The sequence below is a fragment of the Bacillus sp. SJS genome, from assembly GCF_000732485.2.
Classification (GTDB): domain Bacteria; phylum Bacillota; class Bacilli; order Bacillales; family Bacillaceae; genus Metabacillus_B; species Metabacillus_B sediminis.
Genome location: NZ_JAQV02000016.1, coordinates 72,970 through 96,898, shown reverse-complemented (window position 1 = coordinate 96,898; position 23,929 = coordinate 72,970). Strand labels below are relative to the sequence as shown.

The window sequence follows — 23,929 nt, the reverse complement described above, 5'->3', positions numbered from 1 at the left end:
CTTTTGCTTATTGAAATTGGATTTGTTTTGGCTGATTTTCGATGCAGGATAACCTGTAATTGTTCAAAATATCTATTTAAAAAACAAATCCGCGGAATGCTTAAACAGCGATCCGCGGATTTCAAATTCAATCATATGATCCTCTCACGTCTTTTTAGGAAGCCCTTTTCAAATATAAATCATCTGAGGCTTCCCGTGGCTTAAGAAATCGTGATGGGAAATCGTCCAGGCGTAAGCTCCTGCAAAGTGGAAAAGAACGATGTCTCCTACCCGGATATTGGTGCAGAATTCGCCCCTTACTAAAACATCATTCGGCGTGCAGAGCTCCCCTGCAATCCAAACTTCCTTCTCACGAAGTTCAGGACGGCTGAGCGGATACTCCCATTCCTCAACCGCTATCACTTCAAAAGGATGGCTCATTTTCCATGCAGCCGGAAGGCGAAGATGGTGGGATCCTCCTCTTACCGTTACATAAGCTTGGCCATGATTTTCCTTAACATCCATCACCTCTGCGGCATAATATCCGAAAGGTGCTGCCATGTACCTGCCCAATTCAAACACCAGCTCCCAATTGGATGGCGCGTGAGTCATCAGTTCATGTATGCCTTGCGAAAACGCTGCCCAATGGAATGGCTCATCCTGTTTTTCATAGTGAATCCCGATTCCGCCGCCAAAATTGACATAGTTTAAATCTAAATGATACTGCGCCTCCCACTCCTTGGCTTTCATCAAGCATTGACTGACAAAAGCCAAATGGGCGCTGGCATCCAGATTGTTGGAGACAGAATGAAAGTGAAAGCCGGTAATTTCAACAAACGGAAGCTGTTTTATCATTTCCATGATCTCAGGAAGTCTAGTTTCGTCAATTCCAAACTGAGTGGGCTTGCCAGCCATTGTCAGCCGCGCTTTCCCAATTGCCGCCTCTAAATTAATTCTGAGAGCAATGCGTACTTTTTTTCCCAGCAGCTGGGCAATAAGATGAATCCGTTCAACCTCCCAAAGACTTTCCGCGTGAATCATCCGAATATCCCGGGCAATCGCAGCTTTCAGAAATTCATCCGTTTTAGCCGGTCCGCTTATCACCTTTTGATGGTCTGGAAATGCTGTAAGCTTGTCCAGCTCCCCAAGTGACGCCGCTTCAAATCCTTTTACATGGCGTTGAATCGCATGTATCAGGACCGGATCGGGATTTGCCTTCATCGCATAGTAAAGGCTGACCTGATCAGGGAGAGATGATGCCAGACTAAGCGCATGGTCCTCAAGCCCTTTAATATCATAAATATAGGCGCAGAAAGGGTGCCGCGCTGATTTCATTTTTAAAATTTCCGTTTTAATCTGTTCAGCAGATGACATTATAATCCTCCAACTTCGTTATGCATCTTTTCAAGCGGTCGGCTGAAAATCACACCGATGACCATCGTAAGGGCACAGCATGATAACCCCATGAGAATGCCGCTCCAATAAACATTCCACTCTGCAAGAAGGGTAAACATCATCGTACCAAGCGAAATAAATCCTCTGTCCATCAGCGCAATGCTTAAAATTTTCCCGCGATAATGAGATGGTACGTAGTGCTGCAGAGATATTCGATTCAGTGTCCGGTATACTTGTCCGAAAAGCCCCATCATGAAGACAATGGCAAATAGCAGATAGGTGCTTTCCGCCGCCATAATCATGCCGATGATAAATAATCCGAACAGAACCGAAGACCCAATCATCGTCCAGTGGCCTGAACGAATCCAGCCGGCGGTTAAAATCCACGTCCCGATTATCGCACCAAACGATGACAGCGAGAGAAGCAGGCCAAATCCTTCGGGTCCAATATTCATCAGAGAGTCTGCAAAAATCGGCAACATAGAGGAATACGGGAAGCCAAAGGTCATCGGGATAACCGACAGCAGGAGCAGCCCTTGAATGCATGTATCTTTTTTCACATATGTAATGGCTTCTTTCAAACTGGAGCCCTTCGGCTTGTCCTTTTTCACAGACACCGCACTCCCAGGCGGAACAAACAGCATGACCATCCATGAAATGACAAGCAGCCCAAGTATGAGAGTAAACAGAGGCTCTGTAGCCATGGATCCAAGCAGAACACCGGCAGCGGCCGGTCCGATTAATCTCGCTAAGTGAATCATGGAACTGTAATGGGCTACAGCGCTCGTGAGCTGGTCTTTTCCAGTTAAATCGGCCACATATGCATTTCGGATCGGTGCTTCAATGGACTGAATGGCTGAACGGATAAATACAATCGATAAAATGAGGGGCATTGGCCCTCCCCATTCTGAAATAAGCCAGACAGTGGATCCGAACATGAGCAGCTGGCTTATGTGCAGCAGCCGTTTTTTGGGAAACCGGTCGGCAAGAATGCCCCCGGTCAGGCTAAAAAGGAAAATCGGAATAAGCCGGCATACGTTAACAAGACCCAAGTATAAAGGGGAATGTGTCATTTGCAAAACAGCCCAATTTAAAACGGTGAAATCCGCCCACTCCCACAATCTGCTTGCAAATCCTGATGCATAAAAAAGCCGGTATCCTTTTGAACGGAACGCAGAGGCTGCAGGAAATGTTTTCACTTTTTCTCACACGCCTCTGCAAGCGGATTCGGCGCTTCCACATATACATACCCTTCATGATCGGGAAACAGCCTCATGGAAGAAAGCGCCTTGTGCTTAACAACTGGGCTGAAAAGAAACGCACGGTCTTCCGCTGCATCCATTCCGCCAATGGATTCAAGGGTCCGGTCCGCTTCCTCGCCAAGCCATTTCCATGCAAGGGCTTCCTCTGAACCGGTGAAGCTTGCCAATATGCGGATTACCTCACCAAAATGGCTTTGAAACACCGTATAGTGCATCTTGCTGCGCATTTCCTCCAATGATTCTGTAACGGTCACAGAGCCCGGAAGCAGCTCCAGGCTGAGCTTCTGCTTGATTAGACGCTCCTTATATATTCGCGCCCCTCCCCAGTCTCTGAACAGATATTTAACAGGTTTTCCGCCGCTGAAGGACACGATTGAATTCTGCATATGCCCTTCCAGCCCGATTCCGTATCGCGTCATAAGTGTCAAGGTCCCTGGCAGTACAACAGAGAAGTAAGTTTTTAAAAACGGCTCAAAAGCCTCTTTTGAATTCAGCCCTTCCCTGCGGCAGTATTCTTCATAGATTTCCTCAAGAACCAGCTTTTCAGAAAATGGAGACGGACTGTTATACGATGAGGCAACTACAGGAATTTCATCGCCATGGACAAATGGATCCAAACCGCTTCTCAGCATCGCTGTCATGTTCCGGCTCTTTAATGGATTTTCATCCTTAAAAGCCACACCATATGTTTCAGGAATGGGGATAAAGGTATCCTTCAATTGCCCTTCTCTGTTTAAAATGTCATCAAATAACGCAGAGACTGCAGGACCGTTGCATGCGGTTTGAGCTGAAACAGAGCGCTTTGTTGACGTCATCTGTGAGTGCACAGGAAGCTTAATAAACAAATCACTCCCTTTTGGAATGACGGTTCTAAAAGAGGTCGTAGGATAAGCCTCCCATATAAGATCAAGCTCCTGAATCATACCGGAATCCATCTCGTTTCCGAACAATTCAGGCAGCATATGTTTCATTTGCCATGGATGGACCGGAATGACAACCCATTCATCGAGCAGCAATCCTCTCCTGCGGCACTCTTTTTCCACCGTTGCTTCCAAACCGGGCAGCTTGGAGAACAAAAACTCATTCGGTTCTCGATTTGATTGCACCTTCCACATAAACGCTTCTTTTTTTCCCAGGACAAATCGGATGCTAACCCTTCCTCCCAGCTCGGGTGAATAGTCAAATACATCCTTTGCCTGCATGCCCAGTTTTGTCTTTGTTCCTGGATGAAGGTGATGGCCCTCTATGCAAAGCTGTTCAAAAAACAAAGCTGGCTTCGATAATTTTTCAGCATAGCTGTAGAAGCTTTCCTGTCTGGGAAGCTTGCCTTTCATCTCCTCAAATACAGCATAAGTCAAAGCCAGATTCGCACTTCCATTCATCAGCTCCTCTGCATAGGTTTCCCAGCTTCCTCCAAACTCCCAAAAACGGGGATGCCTGTTTTTGAGCAATTCAAGCAGCTCTGAACACGATTTAATCTTAATCAATCCATCCTTTAAAAGAAAAAGGCCGCTAACCATAATCCGATTAAAGGCATGCCGGCCAGTGCATGCTGCAATAAGGCTCGCCCGGTCATTCAGCTGGATGGAGAGAAAAGTGGAAGGCTTTCCAGAAGCATCCTGGCCAGATATCTTCTGTTCCCATTCTACCGCTTCGCTTCTCATATTCAGGATGTCCTCCCTTAAAAGAGACTCCATCCATTTATGCAAGATTGCTTCCTCTGCACTTGGCAGCTGTTCCAGATAGGAATTCTTTAAATGAGGAAGCTGCTGCTCCAAATAGTTCAGCGTCTCCCGTGCAAATGGATTTTCGCCCGCTTTTGAGTCAATTCTGTAATTCAGCACGTTTGCTTCCTCCTTCTTTTACGGCAGCAAAGGGGTTGGGCACCTTCGTGTACGTATTATCAATCGTATGCTTAAGCCTCATTCCCACAAGGCTTTTAAGAGACAATTCTCTTTCCATCATCGCCTGCCTGTCTGCCGGAGCGTCGGGATCATCATAGAGTGAATTCCAAACAAGATCCATCTCTTCAGAGGCAATTTCCCAAAATTTTTCTTCTTTTATATTCAGTTCCTTAACGAGTGTTATGATCAGCTCGCCAAGGTGATTTTGAATGATTGCATGTGAAACGGTATCCTGAAGGGCTTCGGCATTTAGTGCTTCCACATGGGTTTCCATCTGAAAGACGAATTCAAGTCCTGTTTTTTGAAGCCGCTTGTTATAAAGTTTAATTCCGCCGTAGTCTCTGACAATTAATTTGACCGGCGCCCCATGCTTCAATACCGGGATGCTGTTTTGCAAGTGTGCTTCCAAAGCGATACCGTAACGGGTCATCACTGGAAGAACGGATTGGAAGAGCAGCCTTGAATAATCCCTGATCCAGTCCTCTGCGGCTACCTCAAGACTCCCTGAATCTTTGCTATTTTTGTATAAACGAACTGCTTCAGTAAGAAGAGATCCATTTCCGAATGGTGAATCAGAGATTAAAGCTACGCCGGGGATGGCTAGCTCTCCATTTGCGGAATCCGTATAGACTTCAGGATTTTCCCTAATCATCGCAGCCAGGTTTTTTTCCCGTTCATCTGAGGAACCTTGATCCTTGAAATGAATGCCGCCCTCTTCTTTAACTAAAATCAGAGTTTCAGGAAAATCAGGACGATTTGCTAACTCCTGAAACAGCTGTGTAAATTTAGGTCCATGGCTCGCTGACGCAGGCGATACGGTTCGAACGGCACTTGTTGCCTGAACTCTGATTGCTGTTTTCAGGTGATACGGATTCTTGCGTCCCTGTGCTGCCGGTAAAAGGGTGCGCAATGAAGCAAGGGCAAATGCCGGCTCCTTTATCCCCTCAATCAGCACAACAAGACGGTCTTGTAGTTCCCCATAATAAAGCTCAGGTATAACATGCTCAGCCTGCCATGGATGAAGCGGAAGCAATTCATATTCTTCAGGATCCAGAGACTGGCTATCCAGTTCGTTTCTGAATGCTTCTTCAAGCGCGTCATTCTGCTGGAACAGAAGAGTTTTAATCTCAGTCCCCTTCAAAAGGCTGGCTGCGGTCCTGCTTTTATGAACCGCTGCGTACACAATCTCAGGCATACCGCCGCATTCAGGAGAGTAAACAGCGGCCTCTTCTAAACTCATCCCCATTTTTGTTTTTGTACAGGGGTGGAGAGTATGACCATGAACGGCAAGCTGTTCAAAAAATGCCAACGGACTAAACGTCTCATTTTCAACGGCAAGCTGATGAATCCAGCTGATTGGGTTATCATATTGCTCCATATACGGAAGCCAGCTTTTCTGTCTTTTGGAAAACTCCTTCAAACTAAGCTGGTAATTTTCTGTACTATTCTGCAGTTCCCTGCTAAATACTGCTGCCTCCTCTGATTCCGGAAAAAGACCATATAATTGCAGCAGATGAATCAGCTGTTCAGGAGTTTCAATCCGGGTCGTTCCCGAGGACAGAATATAGGAAACATCGGAAATTTCAATCCTGTTTAAATAAAACTTTCTCTTTACCCCTATGCGGATAGATGAATCCTTAGAAAGTTCAATATTTATAGCACCCTCTTCTTCTTTATAGGGTATAAGCTTTTCCCGAAGCAGACATTGCATCAACCGATCGAGAATCCCTTTCTGAGCATTATGTATGTGGTTCATTCGTGATAGCCCTCTTTCTTTCGATAATGAGAATCAATCTCATTAATCATAATGAAAATGATTCTCTTAATCAATCGTTCGATAGTCGGATTCCTTCTTAATGTATGAGAGAAAAGACTCCGGCATTTAGAAAAGTGAAAACGCCTTGAGGGAATGAAGTTCTGCTGTATGCGCAACGTCCTGCGTGCCTCCCATACCTCAAGGGGCTGTGCCCTGGAAATGGACAAAATTTATACTTTCTTATTCTAAAAAAAACTGCCTAAGTAATAGGCAGCCCGTTCGTTTATGAACATTCATACATCGTCCACATCCCAATATCCTTAAATCCAATGCGTTTATAGATTTTGCCGGCTTCCGGGTTATCGTAAAACAAGCAGAGCTCGCGTCCCTCACTCAGTACGTGACCGCATAGCTCAAGCATGCACTGAGTGGCATAGCCTTTCCGCTTATGGTCATTGAGCGTACAGACACCGACCACCATCGCTGAGAGGCTGTTTTCAGCTGCAGTAGAGGCGGCGCTGACCATCCTTCCTTCTTCCTCCACATAATACGTTCTTGAAGCGCCCTTTTCCATGTTTCGGCGCTTGCTTTCCACACTCTCTCCCGCTGAAGTAAATTCTTCAATCTGTTTATGCAGCTCCAGAATCCGTTCTGCATCTTCAATCCCTGCCTTTTTTACGGTTACTCCAGGACGATGACTGAACGTCTCCTCAAGCTTCACGCATTTTGCATAATACAGCACACGTTTCTCAGCGCGCCGTTCAAGGAACGGCTCCAGTTTGACCGTTACCTCCTCAAGACCTGAAAGAATACCCCATTCCGGGTCCGCCTTCATAATTCCGGCAAAGCCGCCGGCATCAAAATCCCCATGGGAAAAAGGGATATAATTCGCTTCATATTTTAATAGAATCCCCTGAAGCTCGCCATCCTCATTAAAATCGCCCCAAACCTTCTGAAAAGGCTCATTGTACCCGAATGCTTCGATGTCCCCTATTATAAGCAAGTTTTCAGCAGGCTTGCCGGAAACGTAGGAATAGCATTGTTCATGGTCTTTTTCTGTTAGTTGCCTAATCATTATGAAGCCCCCCTTATAGCTCTCTCTTGCACCTCAAAGAATAATAGTTTTCAGTCTCTGTCTGTGAATAGGAAGGCACGCAATCCTGAACGATAAATCCCTTAGCTTTGTAGAACGGAATTCCTTTCTGGTTCTGTTCATCCACGGATACCCACTGTTCCTGTGCCCCATATGTTTGAATTTGTTCCTCTGTAATGGCATTAAGAAGCAGCGTGCCAATCCCCTGTCTTCTTTTGGCGGGATCCAGATAAAGAACGAAAAGCTCAGAAGTGTGTTCGGCAGTCATCCCTCCACCGCCGGCTCCTGCTACTCCATTCTCACCAATTGCCGCATACCAGCCGTTCCAATGACGGTCAGTTTCTTGTATTTCCTTTGCCACCCGCTCTGCATTATAAAATTCGGAAATGGTACGTTCTATATACTTTTTGGAATGCGTTTCATTATATGTGTTCCTGTACCCTTCAGAACAAACACGAATGATTCCCTGAATGTGCTCAAGTCCTGCTTTAACAACGGTTATCATTGCTTTTCAACACATCCCCTTGCTGATATTAGCATTTATTATATAGAATGTTCAGAACCTTTTCACTACTAATTTGTAATTACTGTCATATATTTTATCAAGCTTAACTTTAAGGGGGATCAAGGACATGCAGTATCAATATTACGAAGAATATCAGCGCCAAATGAACCAGAATGCATTGCTTGCTAAAGAAATAGCCAAGGCAATTGATGGAGAATACAGCGCGATAAATTGCTATGAAGTACTGGCAAAGCAAGCACCGACGCAGGAACAGAGGGAAAAAATTCTTGAAATTCAAAAGGATGAAAGAAGGCATTATGAGGAGTTTTCACAGATTTATCTGTCGCTGACAGGACGCCAGCATAAGCCGAAGCAAATTGAAGAATGTCCCTCAACCTATGAGAAAGGGCTTAATGCCGCTTTCAAGGATGAACAGGAAACCGTTGATTTCTATCTGGATATCTCAGATAAAGCCACGAATGCGTACATAAAGCGCATTTTCAAAAGAGCGGCTGCGGACGAGCAAAACCATGCTGTCTGGTTTTTATATTATTTAACAAAGATTTGAATCGCCGCCTAATGGCGGTTTTTTTATCTAATCAATAGGATCACATTTGCGCCCATGACGGAGAACTTCGTAAATTGCCATTCCATCACTTGGATGATCGTCTGAGTATCGGACAGGCAGTAAAGCAAAAATAACATAGTAGCTTGAAAAGTAAGCAAACTGATAGAAAAATAAATGAGGCTCCAATACATTATGCACAATAAGCAGGTTCACAAGCAGAATGGAAAGAAGATTAAAAAGCGCTCCCCCTCCATACACCATGGCATGAGTAGCACGATTATCATACCTAAGACCTTCATACTGGCAAAAAGAATCCAAAAAATAAAGACGTTTTACCGTCAGATTTTTAAACGTAAAAAGCGGCTTTCCTCTACCAATTGTGAATGTTCCTTTTCCGCCAAAGGCAAGCGCCATAACAGTATGGCCTAATTGATGAACAAATGATGCGATCGGCAAAACAATGCAAAGTGACCAAAGCAATGTAAGGACGTCCCGAAGCTCGAACATAAAGAAGCGCCTCCCTATTCATTGATGATATGTCTAATGTCCGTACTGCCTGTTTTCCCGAAATATCCTTGGTCAAACCTAATGATTATCCATGTCATTATTGAAACTTTTCATGTATGATAGTGGAGAACCATCCTATTCCAAAACAAGGAGGAAATGACTCATGCGCTTCGACGAACAGCCAGTGACAGTAGATGAAAATGTAAACGTTTTTGCGGCAATACCTGAGGACGGTACCGTTATTGGAACAGCCACACAGGAAGAGCTTCAGATGGCCCAGGAATTGGAGTGCAGGCACCTAGCCCACATGCGTCTAATGGATTCAAACATCCAGATTCAGGGAGCTTCCTATAAGGAGCTGCTGCAGGAATACCTGGAATTTGAAACAAAATCCGCTGAGTTTTGGAAAGCTATTTATAAAAGACTGGATGTTCCATGGGAATGGATCCTCCGAATTGATCTGGCCCACGGCTATATTTACGTAATTAACCCATTTGATGATGAAGTGATTGATTAATTGATTGAGAAAAAGCCGGCCTCCTGTTGGAAGCCGGCTTTTTTTGCGGAGAGACTTTTAGCTCTTTGGTGGCAGGACACTCGCGAGGGGTTATCGGCCGCTCCCGTGATATCGGTCGCTCGCGCACGGATATCGGACACTCCGCTCTTTTTATCGGACGTTCATGGTTCGATATCGGTCATTCCGCTTTTTATCGGACACTCGCGAGGGGTTATCGGTCGCTCGCGCACGGATATCGGACACTCCGCTCTTCTTATCGGACGTTCATGGTTCGATATCGGACACTCCCATGCAGTCAATTCCACTCTTACTGTACTTCAACAGCTTCCGTATCCGGCCATTGTTCCATCGTATAGGCCATTTCCCAAAATGCCAGTTCGTATTTGCAGCTGATTGTGAAATGGCGGATCATTTTCTGCCGTTCTTTTTCAGATGCTTCCATGGCAAGCTGGTCCAGTCGCTCTAGCTGTTCAAATACAAGTTCTTTAAACCATTCTCCTCCATAAGCCGCGATCCATTCTTGATAGATCGGTTCTTCAGGCTTGCACTCTTTCAATCTCTCGCCGATTTCATAGTAAATCCAATAGCATGGCAGGATGCAGGCAATGATTTCCCCAAGGCTTCCGTTGATTGCAGAACGGTACATGTGGGATGTGTAGGCATATGCGGTTGGTGATGGTTCAAAGGCCCGTTTTTCTTCTTCTGTAATTCCGAGCAGAGTTGAGAATTTCTCATGAAGCGATAGCTCCGCTTCGTAGGTTCCTTGCGCATGGAAGGCCATTCGCGCTGTTACATGAAGGTCGTCAGCCTTTCCGCCAGCGAGTGCCTGAACTTTGGCAAAATGGGATAAGTAATAGGCATCCTGCATGACATAGTAACGGAAGTTTTCAAGCGGAAGCGTACCATCGCCGATTCCCCTTACAAAAGGATGGTTGAAGTTTGCCTCCCAAATTGAATCGGTTACTTTTCTTAACTTTTCTGTAAAAGATGTCATGTTTGAATTCCCCCTGCTTCTTATGTAAAAATAAAAAACCGCTCTTAACGGATAAGAGCGGGAAAGATTAAGAATCTCCCACTTCCCTCCGCTGGTTCAAACCAGATCAGGTTCCAAGGGTCCCGGAGCATACTCCGGTCTCAGCCCCACGTTATGGGCTCCCCTAGTGGCAATGCGGTATTTTATTTTCCAGGTTCATCATAACATGCAGTAAAAAAACGTCAACTATCTCTTTATCACAGCTTCCGGAATTTCTTCCATCCACTGATGCTTTACCATGATTTTCCCGCCTTCTTTTGCAAATGAATAAATATCACGTGCAGCAAGTGCCATTTTCAGAGGAAGATCCGGGCGCAAACTGTAGGTTGTTCCAAGTGCGTTGCTTGTCAACCCCAAACTGCTTAACAAGTTGATTAAATACATAATCAGTTTATCTGAATATGGAGCGGTCTTTGTTTCAGAAATGACTGCTCCAGGCAAGGCTGAGACAGGGATTCCACTATGTTCCATCAGCTTCCCATAGGATTGATACAAATCAATAGCAAGCTGTTCGCCTTTCTTTAAATACATTTTCACTTCCGGTTCTTTCGCTACCTTGGTTAACCCCTTCATCAGCTGGGCACCGAAGTTGTTGTTTTCCACAATGTGATAGATGATGGAAAGTTCGGTAGCATTCAATCTTCTTTTGCCAAAATGAAATCCGGATAAATACCTTTCATTTACGACATATTTAGGATGATCCGGCATCCCGATTACCGGTGGAATGGCGCCGTTCCCTACCTGCAGGAGGCAATTTGTACACATACCGAACACTTTGTTGGAATGGGCAGACGTTCTCGAAAAGAAGTCGTGAATATCATTTCGATACACCATTGACAGGTGCACAGCATTCAGCCCGATTCCAAGCTTCATCAGCATCCGCAGAAAGCGGATATAGAAGTATTGATCGAACAGCCTTTCCGCCTTTCGGTTCACATCCGTTTCATCAAACCCCTCAGGAATTGCAGCGCCTTCCTTTTGAAAAAGCTGAGCGATTTCTTTTACAAATTTCACTTCTTCCTGATAGGCATATTGAAGGATCGACGTAATGTCCTTTTGGGTTGATACATCCAATGCGTGTTCCATGATGCGGAGAAGCATCGTCTTTTTCTGATAAGTGGACCACAAATTTGCTAATTCGGACGAAGACATTGGTTTCATACTGATTTCCTCTTTTCAAAATAAATAGATACTGTTATTTTTCCAAAAAGAGGTGATATTATGAGGACAAAAAAAGATGACCGGGAAGGCCATCTGCACATTTATTTTTTTCGGTTTTTTAAGGTTTTTGTAACCATGCTGATTGCTTTTTTTGTCTGCTCAGGATTCTTTTTTGCATAATCCACAACTTTTTTCAGGATGGACTGTTTACTATTCATGTAAAATCACCTTCCTTTGCCGGTTAGTATATCATAATATTTTTCTAAAGCACTCCAATTTGCTCCATCAGTGTGCCGGCAATTATGGTAAGTCCCACGACAAGCCATGGCAGCAGCTTCCAATAAACAAGAAGGGCAAAAGAGACCAAGGCGAGTGCAAATGCAGACGCTGAATGAATAGCACTTGTAAAAACAGGATCATACAGGGCGGCAAGCAGAATACCAACGACCGCCGCATTTACACCCATGAGGGCTGCCTGCACTCCCTTTTTTCCGCGGATGCTGCTCCAAAAAGGAAGAACTCCGAAGACGAGCAAAAATGAAGGCAGAAACATAGCCGCAGTTGCGATCAAAGCCCCTGGAACTCCAGAGATGATTGCGCCCACATAACCAGCGAGTGTAAAAAGAGGACCTGGAACTGCCTGTGCAGCCCCGTATCCCGCAAGAAACACATCCTGTGTCATCCAGCCTGCAGGAACCACCTCTTTTTCAAGCATCGGCAGGACGACATGACCGCCGCCGAATACGAGGGAACCAACCCGGTAAAATACGTCAAATAGAGCGATATAGGTCCCGGAGAATGTTTGCCGGATGATGGGCAGGAGAACAAGCAGCAAACCAAATAATAAAAGTGAAGCTGAAGCTGTTTTTTTGCCGATTGTAAGAATAAGCTTAGGGACCTCAGGCACTTCTTCTCTTTTATAAAGCAAATAACCTGCAACAGCAGATCCTGCAATAATGGCAAGCTGACCCCAAGCGGATGGAACGAAAAGGGCACCGACTGCAGCGAGAACCGCAATTGTGATCCGCGGCCTGTCCGGTGCAAGTGACTTTCCCATCCCCATTACAGCCTGCGCCACTACGGCTACCGCTGTAATTTTCAGCCCCATAAGCCAGCCCGCCTCATGAACATCCGTCCCCTTAAACAAATAAGCGAATACAATCAGGATAAGGATCGAGGGCATGGTAAAGCCGAACCATGACAGAAAACTGCCTACAAGGCCACCCCGGAGCAGCCCGATGGAAAGTCCGACCTGACTGCTCGCCGGCCCCGGAAGAAACTGGCACAGAGCTACAATATCCGCATAAGACTGGTCATCCAGCCATTTTTTCTTTTTGACATACTCCTCCCGAAAATACCCTAAATGGGCAACCGGACCGCCAAAGGACGTCAATCCGAGCTTAGAGGATACAAGTAAAATTTCAAGCCAAATTTTAAGACGCGATTTCATCTGAAAGTCCTCCGTTATAATAATCCACCTTATAGTAGCATGGACAATTGAGGATCGGATAATTGCCTATTAAATGTAACGCAAAATTTACACAATTTGTGTCTCATTAATGACGATGGACAGCTTGTAATTTACGTGCCTGGTTAACCCCGTTAAGAAGGCATCCAGTTCATCATTGCCCTTAAAACGGCATTCAAGCAAATAACATCCGTCTCCGCTGATCTTAAAATTTTTCAGCACATACTCCTTCTGACTAGAAAGGTAATTTAAATAAGGCTGGTGATTGAAGCTGTTTGTATATATGTTTAGGAAAGCGTGAATGGAGTATCCTGCTTTCTTTTCATTAAGGTTGATAGTGTAGCCTTCAATGACCCCCTCCTCTTCAAGCTTAATTACCCTCGAAGAAACAGCTTGCCCCGTTAAATGAACTTTTTCTCCTAATTCTTTCATGGTAATACGCCCATTCTTCGTAAGCTCGTATACAATCCTTTGATCGGTTTGATCAAGCAATTCTCCCACCTCTTTCACAATTCAAGTATATCGGTGCAAACTCTTGATTTTATCTATGTATGTCATATCCCTTCTTATATTATCCTATAGGAGAATCATACAAAAGGAGGAACTTGAAATGGAGATTCGTCTAATCCGCAATGCTACATTAGTTGTAAAATATGCAGGGAAAACCTTTCTAATCGACCCTTTTCTAGCTGATAAAGGAGCCATGCCTCCGTTTCCCAACACCCCCAACCAGGATAAACGCAATCCAATGGTCGGCCTGCCCGTATCAATTGAAGAAATCATTGAAGCAGATGCAGTGATTGTTACTCATCTGCATCCAGATCATTATGATGACGCAGCTAAAAAAGCCTTACCGAAGGAAATCAGCATTTACGCTCAAAACGAAAATGATGCCGCATCCATTCGCCAAGGTGGTTTTGTTCATGCGCAATCTCTTGGGCAGTCCATTACCATTGGAGACATCACGATTACAAAAACGATCGGCCAGCATGGCAGAGGTGAAATCACCAAGATGACGGGCCAGGTTTCAGGAGTCGTTTTCAGCCATCCAGATGAAAAATCATTGTATATCGCGGGAGATACTGTCTGGTGCGAAGACGTGAAGGAAGCTATTCAAAAGCATCATCCTGAAGTGATTGCAGTAAATGGAGGGGCAGCACAGTTCCTTGAGGGCGGTACGATTACGATGGATAAAGACGATATTGAGCAGATCCATCATGCTGCTCCGGAATCCATTATTGTTGTCTCCCACATGGAAACATTGAATCACTGCCTGCTAACAAGAGCGGATTTGAAGGAGTTTCTTTCTGCTAAAGAATGGTCTGATAAGGCTTTGATTCCGGAAGATGGAGAAACATTAAAGTTTTAATCCGAAGTGCGGGGCATCCCAGCACTTTTTTGCATGAAAGCAGGAATTCCTCCCGTTCAAAACGAAGTGAAATGAAACGCTATTCGAAGGGTATTCCTGGCATCAGCAGATTAGGAAGAAACGGGGAATGTACAGCCTGATGCGTTTGATAATGAGGAGGATTTCATATGGAACGGGTAGATGTAGTCTATTCTTTAATCTGTGATGAGGAAAAAGAGAAGATATTAATGGTGAAAAACAGCAAACGGGATGATTGGTCAATGCCTGGCGGCGCGGTGGAAAAAGGAGAAACACTCACTCTTGCAGCGCAGCGGGAAGCCTTTGAGGAAACAGGGCTTACTGTTCAAATAGGCGACCTGCTCTCCGTGAACGAGTCTTTCCTCGAAAATATGGAAGTTCACGCTCTCTTCTTTACGTTTAAAGCAGAAATCAGGAGCGGGCAAATCGCAATTCAAGATACTGACACCATTGATGAAACCGCCTGGATGGACTGGGAAACAGCCGACCGCTTGATGCCTTATCATCCTGGAGGAATAAAAGGGCTGCTGAAATCATCCATTCCTTATGTATTGGAACAGTAAGAGGAGTTGGGCCATGCTTGCGGGCCCTCTTCTTTTGACTATTCAGCCATTATTTTTGCAAGTCAGCAATTATCTTCAATTTGTCAGCAATTAACCTAAACAATCACTTCCACCGCCGTTTCGCAGCAGGATTCCTATACAAATAGCACCGGAATACTGATCCGGTTCCATCATTCTGTAATTAGCGGTCCTTTACCTTAAGCAGCCTTAATCCATTCAGTGTAACCAGAAGTGCCGCGCCCATATCTGCAAAAATAGCAATCCATAACGTAAGCCACTCTGGAACGACCATGACAAGTGCAGCCAGTTTAATTCCAAGTGTGAAGGTGATGGGAGGCTGTAGACCTTCATCTCTTCCTATCGGAATCCCCTCATTCTAATATCCATTTGAATATCACCATAATTTCAGCTGGTGGACTGACTCATATTTTTACTGGGAGCAAAAAAAAAAGACAGCCTCCACTGTCCTCTACATACTATTTCCAATCCAAAATCCAGCAAACGCAAGCAGCAGCCCGCCTATGTATGTCATGCCAGCATAAATCAAAACCACTTTATACTTTCTCTCCATCACTTGCTTTGCCAATTCAAGATTTAAGGTTGAAAACGTAGTAAACGCTCCAAGAAATCCTGTTGCAGCAAAGAGAAAATAATGTCCGGTAAGCCCGCTTCCTGCTATCACGCCGAGAATAAAGGCACCTGACAAATTAACGATCAGGGTGCCATAAGGAAGTAAGGTCCTATTCCATTTCCGGCTCACAGCGTAACGTGAAATCGCTCCAAGGAATCCGCCTCCAGCTATGGATAAAAAATCGATCATTCCCGCACCACCCTTTCTAAGAAGGCACTGCCTGCAATCATACCCGTGATGGAAAAAAGGAGACCTAAGATTGCACTCCCTCCGATATAGAGCAATGCCATTTGCACATCCCCCTTGTCCAATAGCTTTACAGCCTCAACGCTGAAAGTGGAAAAAGTAGTATAAGAACCAATCAAACCTGTTCCAATAGGTGCAGCCATCTTTTTAGGGAAGTTGTCCATTTTAAACACAGCCGCGGTTAAAAAGCTTAATAGAAAGCATCCGGTCATATTGGCAATGAACGTTCCCGCGGGAAAACCTGCTGCACTTCCCGCAAGACCTGTAGCGTATCTAAGAAGCGCGCCTGCAGCGCCTGCAAGTCCGATGGCAAAATAGTTCATGATTCCTCCAGCAATTTGTATTTCGTTTATTATAGCCCATCAAACCGTCATTGTTTTAATAAAATCTGAAATGAAGTGCCGGTAATCAAACTGCAAACCTATATGTCTCCGGCTGCCATCGTTTTTGCTTGAATTCCTTAAATCCGCAACACTCGTTCCTCTTCCATCCTCACAGGTCAAAACGGTGACCTTGCGCTCTTTTGTAATGACAAAAGAAGGATTCAATAGATGATAGAACGGCATTACATCATGAACAGGAGCGCCTCTCATACCCGGGTTCATTTTACGGTAATAGGCAGCATAATATTCCGTAATTGGCGGAATCAGCTCTTTAAAGACGGAATGAGCCGCAGAATAAATATATGAAGCCACTTCTCTTGTCACAATGGCCTGGTTGGTGATGTTCAGGGGGGATATAATCACTTCTTTTGCATATTTAAGAACAACGTTCGCGGCAATCGGGTCTCCATGAAAATTGGCTTCTGCAAGCGGAGTCACATTTCCCGGAGTAAGAAACGCTCCGCCCATCAAATAGACCCTGCTAACCTTCTCCATGAGATTCCGGTTCAAATTAAAGGCAGCGGCGAGAGAGGTGCTTCGTCCGACATCGATAATCACCATTTCATTCAAGTGATCTTCAATCACTTTGTACAGATACATGAATCCCTGATAATTCCCTTGAATGGTTGATGGCGGACGGATGGGGCCAAGTCCATCTGGCCCATGAATTTCAGGATAATAGATTATATTTTCCCCTGAAAGAGGAAATTCTGCACCGGAGATAATCGGAATATCAGAACGCCCGGCAAGCCCGGCCAAATAAGCCGCATTTAATGTGGCCTGTTTTTTCGATACATTTCCGTAGCTTGTCACAATTCCAAGAAGCTCAATTTGCGGGTGCTGCAGGGCATAGATGATTGCCAGGGAATCATCTATGCCAGGATCGCAAAACAGAAGTACCTTCATCCAATCACCTCTTTGAATTACATATGGAGGCATCTGGTGAAATAGACCATTAAAATGAATAAACGAACATTATGAACCATTTTTGTGTTTAGGTCATTAGAACGATGGGTAATTAATAAGTGTGACTATTTTCTCATAAAAAAACAGAAGGTGTACACGCCTCCTGTCTTTAATGGTTAAATGTTTCCTGCTAAAACAACTTTCCCTTTAGGAGCAGACAAATTCGGCTCATTTTCCACTGTAATCGCCACAGTATCCCAATCCAAATCTTCGTCTGTCACTTTGTAAACGAGTGCTCCATTACCTTTCTCATCCGGAGTAAAATATCCTGCGGGAACAGGTTTTTCCCCTTTGATCAGCCATACCTGATATAATTCTCCATCCTTGATTTCCGGAAGTCCGTCTGCCTGCAGAACCATGAATTGATCGCCCTTTTCCTTTAAGAAAGAGGCATTCGCATTCAAGGTCTTATTTCCCTCCACAGAAGCAAGAGCCACTTTTCTTTCTAAAACCTCACTTTGCACAAGCTGTTCTTCTTTATCATCAGACATCTGAATGATATTCGCACCCAATGAAAGAACAAGCCCTGCTGCCAGACCTCCTATGATTAAAGACTGGCTGCGCTTTGACTTCTTTATCTGTGGTTCAGCTGATGCTTTATAGGCTTGAAATTCAGATGGTTCTTCCTTAATCGGCTGACCTTCGCTATATGCGGCTTCCAAAATCCGATTTTTGAGTCCTGGCGATGGCTCTACTGGATCTGAGAGGTAAGGAAGGTCCTCGGTCAAAATACGAAGTTCTGCAAGCTCCTCGCGGCATTCGCTGCATTCCTGCAGATGCCTTTCAAATTCAGCTGATTCTTCGCTCGTCATCGTCCCGTTAAAATAATCAATTAAATGATGGCACTGTTCAGGCTTCATAATCAGACCTCCCTCCTTTCTCCAATGTCTCTCTAAGATGCTTTAGTGCGAGTCTTATTCTTCCTTTTACAGTTCCAAGAGGAACTCCGCATTTTTCGGAAATCTTTTGCTGGCTGAAACCTTTGAAATAAAAAAGGTCAATCACCTTTTGCTGTTCCACATTGAGCTCGGAAACAGCACTTCGGATCAATTCTCTGTCTTCTTTCCATTCAACGATCTTATCGACGGGTTTTTCTTCGCTGATTAAGGCGTCTTTATCCATTAATTCAACATGCTCGTGCTTTGCGTACTTTCTTATCATGTCTATCGCCTTATTCCGTGTAATAGTAAGCAGCCATGAAGAAAACTTTCCTTTAGAAGATTCGAAGGCATGTGTTCCATTCCATAGCTTAACAAACACATCCTGCATGACCTCTTCTGCTAAGCCACGATCTTTCGTAATTTTAAAAGCAAAAGAAAATAACAGTTTTTCATAGCGGTCATACAGCGTTTCAAAAGCTTGCTTGTCTTTTGCAGCAAGCCGTTCATAAAGTACGGCATCATTGTTTTCGACCATAGTTATCTCCTTTATTTTAGGGGGCTAAGAAAAAAATATCATATTTTGTACCTAAAGTGGAAATGTAATGGTCTATAGAGGTAACGGAAGAAATCAGGATATAGATCATTTTTCACAGAAAATTCTTTCGGATGTTTTCCATTTTGAGCAGATAAAGGGAGTTCCCTTCAAAGTATGTGTATAATTATTCTTGGACATTTCTTCAGGATTACCTTCAAATAACTGTCCACATTGTAATGTTTATGTTTCATAAATACGAAATGCTTTATTTTCAGGTTTTGTTAAACCTGCCCGAATATAAACAACTAAGATAGATGAGAGAAAGGTGATCGATTGGTTTGGATTTTTCAATAGACAGCATCATATTCGTTCTAGCCTTATTACTCATTATCGGTGTCCTCACCGCAAAATTTTCGAATCGCCTTGGACTGCCTGCACTTGTTTTTTTCGTTGCTGTCGGAATGGGTCTCGGAAGCTATGTATACTTTGATAACGCAAAGATAACACAACTATTTGGTATTTTAGCATTAATTATCATTATCTTTGAAGGCGGTATTCAGACCCGCTGGAAGGATTTAAGAAATGTTCTGGTTCCTGCCGGAGTACTGGCTACTATAGGGGTGCTTGTGACTACAGTTGCAGCCGGTTTTTTCGCGAAATTCATTCTTGATTTATCATGGCTTGAAGGTCTTCTATTCGGAGCCATTGTTGGATCTACGGACGCTGCGGCAGTGTTCTCTGTGCTGGGCAGTAAAAATATACGAAAAAAACTCACTTCAACATTAGAAGCGGAATCAGGCTCCAATGATCCTATGGCCCTGTTCCTGACGGTTACACTTGTTGAACTCATTCAGCACCCGGATGCAAATTTTTTCATGCTTGTCCTGACTTTTTTCTGGGAAATGGGATTCGGATTAATTATGGGTCTTCTAATTGGAAAAGGCGCTGTCTGGCTCATTAACAAAATTGATTTTGACTCATCCGGGCTCTATCCTGTTTTGACGCTTGGCCTAGCAATCTTCTCATATGGAATGACGACGATGCTCCATGCCAGCGGATTGCTTGCTGTTTATGTGACGGCTGTTATTATCGGCAACTCCCCTCTTACCTATAGGCATACCATCATCCGCTTCAATGAAGGGTTCGCCTGGATGATGCAAATTCTCATGTTTATCATGCTTGGATTGCTTGTATTCCCGGAACAGCTCGTTGCTATTACATGGCAAGGCCTTCTGCTCGCCTTCCTCCTTATGCTTGTTGCCCGGCCGCTCGGGGTGTTCATTAGTATGATGTTCAGCAAGTATTCTTTTAAAGAAAAGATGTTCATTTCATGGGCCGGCTTAAGAGGAGCCGTTCCAATCGTGCTTGCGACTTATCCGCTCATGGCCAACCTGGAAAATGATACGCTCATTTTTAACGTCGTTTTCTTTGTTGTCCTGCTGTCTGCCTTGCTGCAGGGAGCAACGATTTCCCCTCTCGCCAACAAGCTGAAGCTTGCGGAAGGAGAAACAAAAGTAAAAAGCCATACTCTTGAGCTTGTTTCGATCGGCAAAACGAACAATGAACTCATAGAATTAGAAATTCCTGCGGAGACTCCGTATGCCGGAATTGAACTGAAAAACATCGACCTTCCGACGGATACTCTGATAACCGGGGTCATTCGCGGGGAAAGGCTGATTACTCCACGGGGTGATACCATTCTGCAGGGAAAAGATACGCTGTACATTCTTGTATCCAAGAAAAACCGTGATACAATCCAGCAGTTATTTGAGGAAAAGGAAACTGATACATGATATTAATTACAAAACCGCAGGGATGATGGACATCTCTGCGGTTTTTACTTACCTGCCATATAAAGAGCATGAACGGATAAATTAAGGGGTGGAACGGACAAATAGCAGAACGGACAAATAACAGGCGCCATTGGACAGATTAAGTGCAGAGGATAAATTGTAGCCGCAACCAGACAAATAAGGGGCATGAACGGCTAAATTAAGGGCCAGAACGGACAAATAACGGGCGCCATCGGACAGATAAAGGGCAACGGACAAATTGTAGCCGCAACCAGACAAATAAGGGCCATGAACGGCTAAATTAAAAAGCGGAACGGACAAATAACAGGCGCCATCGGACAGATTAAGTGCAACGGACAAATTGTGGCCTCAATCGGACAAATAAGGGGCATGAACGGCTAAATTAAGAAGCGGAACGGACAAATAACAGGCGCTATCGGACAGATAAAGTGCAACGGACAAATTATAGCCTCAACCGGACAAATTTTAGCACAGCTTTTAGAAAAGAGCCCAAAATAACAAAAAACAAGAACCGGCAGAGGTTCTTGTCTTAGATTTCTATTTCCTTCAAAACTCTCGCAGGGTTTCCCCCGACGACACAGTTAGCAGGTACATCTTTTACAACAACTGCACCTCCGGCAATGACGGCATTATCCCCGATTGTTACGCCTGGGTTGATGACCGCAGCACCACCAATCCAAACGTTATTTCCGATTGTGATTGGTTTGCCAAATTCCTTTCCGCTGTTTCGTTCGGCAGGATGAAGCGGGTGGGTTGCGGTATAAATATGTACACCAGGTCCAAGCATGCAGTTTTCGCCAAAACGGATTTCACATACATCAAGGAACACACAATCAAAGTTAGCAAAAAATGATTCACCTGTATGAATGTTAGATCCATAGTCACATCGGAAAGATGGTTCCAGCCATATTTCTTTGCCGGTTGAGCCGAAGAGCTCCTTAATTAGGCGGACTCTTTCTTCACCTTCCTGCTCTGTCGTTTCGTTCAGCAGCCTCGTGAGTCTCCTTGCGTTCACCCGTTCTTCCAGCAGCTGGGTGTCATTCGGTATGTACATTTCTCCTGCCATCATCTTTTCTTTTTCTGTTTTCATTTATGCTTCCTCCTAATTGCAATGCTCGTGTTCTGAGTGGTCTTCTCCATCCTCATCAATCTGAATGGTCGTATGGTGCAGGCCGAACTCATCGTGAAGAATCTGATTGGCAGCCTTGATTACGGTTCGTCCATCGCAGTCTTTTTGAATGGCGATGTGGCAGCTTAATGCGGGAAAATCAGACGTTATTGCCCAAATATGAAGATCATGTACACTGCATACGCCTTCAATCTGCTCCAGCTTCTGTTTAACCTTTTCGACCGGAATATTCGCAGGAACTCCCTCCATTAATACATGAAATGAATCCTTAGTAACCCTAAATCCGCTAACAGCAATTAAAACAGCTACAAGAATACTCGCAATCGGATCCGCAATTCCCCAATTAAAGAACATGATGAGGAGCGCCGCAATAATAGCTCCAACAGATCCAAGCAAATCCCCAAATACGTGAAGGAACGCGCTCCTCACGTTCAGATTCTCTTCCTTATCCCCCATCATTAATATAAAGGCCGCTCCGATATTTACAAGAAGGCCAATGGTGGAAATCAAAAGCATTCCAGTCCCTGCGATCTCAGGAGGGGAAGAAAATCTCTTCACAGCCTCCCAGATAATCAATATGGCGATAACCATTAAGGCAAGTCCATTTATAAAAGCAGCTAGTATTTCAAAACGCTTGTAGCCATAAGTTTTAGATTGATCAGCTTTTTTCTGGCCAAATTGAACGGCTAACAAAGCTAACCCCAGTGCTGCCGCATCGCTCAGCATATGGCCGGCGTCGGAAAGAAGAGCTAAACTGTTCGTCACTATGCCTCCGATTACTTCCACAAACATGAAAAGGGCGATAAGCAAAAAAGCCCACAGCAATGCTTTTTTATTATTTGATCCATGATGATGGTGATGATCGTGGTTATGTCCCATTTCGCTTCCCTGCCTCACATTCCGTTTCTTGTCATTATTTTCTCTTTCAGCTGTGAAAAATGCAAGCTGGACAGCATGAATTGAGCAAGACTAGGAAGTTAAGGATATGGAAAACTCCAGTCAGCGGGTATAAAGCACTTTGTTATTCCGCTACAGTCCCCTGATGAAAAATCATCTGCCATCTCAAACCGTCAAACCGCCAAATGGAGCTCCGAAGGGTTTTCCTCTCAAAAATTTGAATGGTATATATGGTTTGCACAATTCCTTCACCCAAGATCCGGATTGAGAAGTGTGAAAGCTTCATTTCCGGAATGTCCAGCCCATCCATACAATCCCGTTTATCTTTCCTCTTTCCTGTACTTGTTATTTCCAGGAAATCATCCGCCAAAAGCTGGTCAAGCTCTTCGGCAGATTTGCGTATTTCAGGCTGAAGCAAGCACTCTTCCAATTTTTTAAAGGTATTTTGCAATACTGCAAAATCAGTGTCCATCCTTTTCATCCCCCCGGCTTTCGATTGTCTATATTTTACACTTTAGAAAGAAGGCTTGGATGAAATTTACTCCAAAATAAAAAACCGGAAGGAATTCCCGGTTAAATAACATCTTGCTTATGATTGAACTTTTTTACCATAGCTATGATCGACTCTGCCAGTTCATCTGTATTTCCTTCAAACATATGAAAGTTTAACGAAGACTGAAGATGTACAAACTGATCGTGAAGTTCATCTATTTGGTTAAACTTTGCTGACCAGTGTATGTCTGGTACTGCTGCAATAAATTGTCCGTTGGCTGTTTTGTGCAGGAATACTTCTGCCACCCTATTTCCTGATAGGTTCATTTTTTCAAATGCGGTGCTCATTAACATCATTCCTATCTGTTCGAGGTTTTCCGAACGTTCGTTTCTATTGTATCATACATAACGAATCATTATAACCACTTTACCTTTCCAGTAAACCCTTTTTCACAAATTCATTCTTTCTTCCTATAAAAAAGAGCACAGCCGCACCCTTCTATTTTTCCAAATAGGAATTTTCTTCGATATAAGAACTCAAGGCCTCTTCTACCCATCTTCTAAAGTTCCGGCTGGCTCCCAAATCAAAGTTAAAGAGACTGTCCCCGCTGCCCGCCGTAATGCAGCGAACCTTGTTTGAGCCGGTCATATTCTCAAGTATGACGGTCATTGACCCGCGGCCGCTTGTCCTCAAGAAATATCTCTCAAAAATTAGAATGATGACAACCTTTCCATCCCCAGCATCATGATATTCTTCATGGATCAGTCTGCTTTCAGACTCTTCATATTTTCGCAGAATAGAAGAAGCATCTGCCGGAGAGAGTGTTGTTTTAAACTCTGTAATTCGCTGCATACGC

Annotated in this window: 27 protein-coding genes and 1 riboswitch; of the genes, 5 read left to right on the top strand and 22 right to left on the bottom strand. The window is 44.2% G+C overall.

Annotation, left to right across the window (positions count from 1 at the left end; all coding sequences use genetic code 11):
- Positions 1-168: 168 nt before the first annotated feature.
- The 6 genes from AS29_RS09615 to AS29_RS09590 all read right to left on the bottom strand — a co-directional run bounded on the left by AS29_RS09615 (position 169) and on the right by AS29_RS09590 (position 7,894).
- Entirely contained in the window at positions 169-1,353 is a 1,185-nt protein-coding gene (locus AS29_RS09615) for a type III PLP-dependent enzyme (protein WP_035405622.1), read from the bottom strand.
- Positions 1,353-2,573, bottom strand: coding sequence for an MFS transporter (locus AS29_RS09610; protein WP_035405620.1), 1,221 nt, complete (start codon positions 2,571-2,573; stop codon positions 1,353-1,355). Before AS29_RS09610 ends, AS29_RS09615 begins: the two co-directional genes overlap by 1 nt.
- Positions 2,570-4,480: an IucA/IucC family protein gene (locus AS29_RS09605; RefSeq protein WP_035405618.1), complete on the bottom strand. Its 1,911-nt coding sequence runs from the start codon at positions 4,478-4,480 to the stop codon at positions 2,570-2,572. The genes AS29_RS09610 and AS29_RS09605 overlap by 4 nt, the downstream gene beginning before the upstream one ends.
- Positions 4,461-6,296: an IucA/IucC family protein gene (locus AS29_RS09600; protein WP_035405616.1), complete on the bottom strand. Its 1,836-nt coding sequence runs from the start codon at positions 6,294-6,296 to the stop codon at positions 4,461-4,463. The genes AS29_RS09605 and AS29_RS09600 overlap by 20 nt, the downstream gene beginning before the upstream one ends.
- Before the next feature lie 283 nt (positions 6,297-6,579).
- Entirely contained in the window at positions 6,580-7,371 is a 792-nt protein-coding gene (locus AS29_RS09595; protein WP_035405614.1) for a GNAT family N-acetyltransferase, read from the bottom strand.
- Between the two features lie 13 nt (positions 7,372-7,384).
- Positions 7,385-7,894 carry a GNAT family N-acetyltransferase gene (locus AS29_RS09590; RefSeq protein ID WP_035405612.1) on the bottom strand — a complete coding sequence of 170 codons (510 nt, stop codon included), beginning with the start codon at positions 7,892-7,894 and terminating at the stop codon, positions 7,385-7,387.
- A 127-nt stretch (positions 7,895-8,021) separates the two neighbouring features.
- On the opposite strand from AS29_RS09590, the gene AS29_RS09585 reads away from it, so the two are divergent.
- Positions 8,022-8,462, top strand: coding sequence for a ferritin-like domain-containing protein (locus AS29_RS09585; RefSeq protein WP_082883796.1), 441 nt, complete (start codon positions 8,022-8,024; stop codon positions 8,460-8,462).
- Positions 8,463-8,489: 27 nt separating this feature from the next.
- On the opposite strand, the gene AS29_RS09580 is transcribed toward AS29_RS09585, so the two are convergent.
- Complete coding sequence (locus AS29_RS09580; protein WP_035405610.1) at positions 8,490-8,969, bottom strand: hypothetical protein; 480 nt, start codon at positions 8,967-8,969, stop codon at positions 8,490-8,492.
- Between the two features lie 163 nt (positions 8,970-9,132).
- Here AS29_RS09580 and AS29_RS09575 point away from each other — a divergent pair, with 163 nt between their 5' ends.
- Entirely contained in the window at positions 9,133-9,486 is a 354-nt protein-coding gene (locus AS29_RS09575) for a hypothetical protein (RefSeq protein WP_035405608.1), read from the top strand.
- 307 nt (positions 9,487-9,793) lie between these two features.
- Here AS29_RS09575 and tenA read toward each other — a convergent pair whose 3' ends face one another.
- The 4 genes from tenA to AS29_RS09555 all read right to left on the bottom strand — a co-directional run bounded on the left by tenA (position 9,794) and on the right by AS29_RS09555 (position 13,640).
- A complete protein-coding gene (gene tenA, locus AS29_RS09570) occupies positions 9,794-10,480 on the bottom strand; it encodes a thiaminase II (RefSeq protein ID WP_035405606.1) in 687 nt (228 codons plus the stop codon).
- 66 nt (positions 10,481-10,546) lie between these two features.
- A riboswitch (TPP riboswitch) is annotated at positions 10,547-10,655 on the bottom strand.
- A 50-nt stretch (positions 10,656-10,705) separates the two neighbouring features.
- Entirely contained in the window at positions 10,706-11,680 is a 975-nt protein-coding gene (locus tag AS29_RS09565) for a DUF3231 family protein (RefSeq protein WP_035405605.1), read from the bottom strand.
- 262 nt (positions 11,681-11,942) lie between these two features.
- On the bottom strand, positions 11,943-13,130 hold the full coding sequence (gene chrA / locus AS29_RS09560) for a chromate efflux transporter (RefSeq protein ID WP_035405603.1): 1,188 nt from the start codon (positions 13,128-13,130) through the stop codon (positions 11,943-11,945).
- 87 nt (positions 13,131-13,217) lie between these two features.
- The gene (locus tag AS29_RS09555; RefSeq protein WP_035405601.1) at positions 13,218-13,640 is read right to left on the bottom strand and encodes an Lrp/AsnC family transcriptional regulator; all 423 of its coding nucleotides are present in this window, start codon (positions 13,638-13,640) and stop codon (positions 13,218-13,220) included.
- Between the two features lie 118 nt (positions 13,641-13,758).
- Between AS29_RS09555 and AS29_RS09550 the strand changes: the two genes are divergently transcribed.
- Together AS29_RS09550 and AS29_RS09545 are read left to right on the top strand one after the other, a co-directional pair.
- A complete protein-coding gene (locus tag AS29_RS09550; protein WP_035405599.1) occupies positions 13,759-14,517 on the top strand; it encodes an MBL fold metallo-hydrolase in 759 nt (252 codons plus the stop codon).
- Between the two features lie 167 nt (positions 14,518-14,684).
- A complete protein-coding gene (locus tag AS29_RS09545; RefSeq protein ID WP_035405597.1) occupies positions 14,685-15,098 on the top strand; it encodes an NUDIX hydrolase in 414 nt (137 codons plus the stop codon).
- Between the two features lie 469 nt (positions 15,099-15,567).
- On the opposite strand, the gene AS29_RS09540 is transcribed toward AS29_RS09545, so the two are convergent.
- From AS29_RS09540 to AS29_RS09520, 5 genes are all read right to left on the bottom strand, one after another.
- On the bottom strand, positions 15,568-15,918 hold the full coding sequence (locus AS29_RS09540) for a fluoride efflux transporter FluC (RefSeq protein ID WP_035405595.1): 351 nt from the start codon (positions 15,916-15,918) through the stop codon (positions 15,568-15,570).
- The gene (locus AS29_RS09535) at positions 15,915-16,298 is read right to left on the bottom strand and encodes a fluoride efflux transporter FluC (protein WP_035405593.1); all 384 of its coding nucleotides are present in this window, start codon (positions 16,296-16,298) and stop codon (positions 15,915-15,917) included. Before AS29_RS09535 ends, AS29_RS09540 begins: the two co-directional genes overlap by 4 nt.
- 39 nt (positions 16,299-16,337) lie before the next feature.
- Positions 16,338-17,264 carry a nucleoside hydrolase gene (locus AS29_RS09530; RefSeq protein ID WP_035405591.1) on the bottom strand — a complete coding sequence of 309 codons (927 nt, stop codon included), beginning with the start codon at positions 17,262-17,264 and terminating at the stop codon, positions 16,338-16,340.
- A gap of 176 nt (positions 17,265-17,440) precedes the next feature.
- Positions 17,441-18,184: an anti-sigma factor gene (locus AS29_RS09525; protein ID WP_035405589.1), complete on the bottom strand. Its 744-nt coding sequence runs from the start codon at positions 18,182-18,184 to the stop codon at positions 17,441-17,443.
- The gene (locus AS29_RS09520) at positions 18,174-18,740 is read right to left on the bottom strand and encodes an RNA polymerase sigma factor (RefSeq protein ID WP_035405587.1); all 567 of its coding nucleotides are present in this window, start codon (positions 18,738-18,740) and stop codon (positions 18,174-18,176) included. The genes AS29_RS09525 and AS29_RS09520 overlap by 11 nt, the downstream gene beginning before the upstream one ends.
- 338 nt (positions 18,741-19,078) lie before the next feature.
- Between AS29_RS09520 and AS29_RS09515 the strand changes: the two genes are divergently transcribed.
- The gene (locus AS29_RS09515; RefSeq protein WP_035405585.1) at positions 19,079-20,533 is read left to right on the top strand and encodes a potassium/proton antiporter; all 1,455 of its coding nucleotides are present in this window, start codon (positions 19,079-19,081) and stop codon (positions 20,531-20,533) included.
- A gap of 81 nt (positions 20,534-20,614) precedes the next feature.
- Here the strand turns inward: AS29_RS09515 and AS29_RS21350 are convergent, their stop codons facing one another.
- The 6 genes from AS29_RS21350 to AS29_RS09490 form a co-directional block, all read right to left on the bottom strand.
- A complete protein-coding gene (locus AS29_RS21350; RefSeq protein ID WP_156505920.1) occupies positions 20,615-20,893 on the bottom strand; it encodes a hypothetical protein in 279 nt (92 codons plus the stop codon).
- 190 nt (positions 20,894-21,083) lie between these two features.
- Positions 21,084-21,644, bottom strand: coding sequence for a maltose acetyltransferase domain-containing protein (locus AS29_RS09510; protein WP_035405583.1), 561 nt, complete (start codon positions 21,642-21,644; stop codon positions 21,084-21,086).
- A gap of 12 nt (positions 21,645-21,656) precedes the next feature.
- A complete protein-coding gene (locus tag AS29_RS09505; protein WP_035405581.1) occupies positions 21,657-22,562 on the bottom strand; it encodes a cation diffusion facilitator family transporter in 906 nt (301 codons plus the stop codon).
- Positions 22,563-22,704: 142 nt separating this feature from the next.
- The gene (locus AS29_RS09500) at positions 22,705-23,052 is read right to left on the bottom strand and encodes a nuclear transport factor 2 family protein (protein ID WP_035405579.1); all 348 of its coding nucleotides are present in this window, start codon (positions 23,050-23,052) and stop codon (positions 22,705-22,707) included.
- Between the two features lie 101 nt (positions 23,053-23,153).
- Entirely contained in the window at positions 23,154-23,420 is a 267-nt protein-coding gene (locus tag AS29_RS09495) for a YueH family protein (protein WP_035405577.1), read from the bottom strand.
- 151 nt (positions 23,421-23,571) lie between these two features.
- Positions 23,572-23,925 carry a DUF6054 family protein gene (locus AS29_RS09490; protein WP_035405575.1) on the bottom strand — a complete coding sequence of 118 codons (354 nt, stop codon included), beginning with the start codon at positions 23,923-23,925 and terminating at the stop codon, positions 23,572-23,574.
- Between the last annotated feature and the right edge of the window lie 4 nt (positions 23,926-23,929).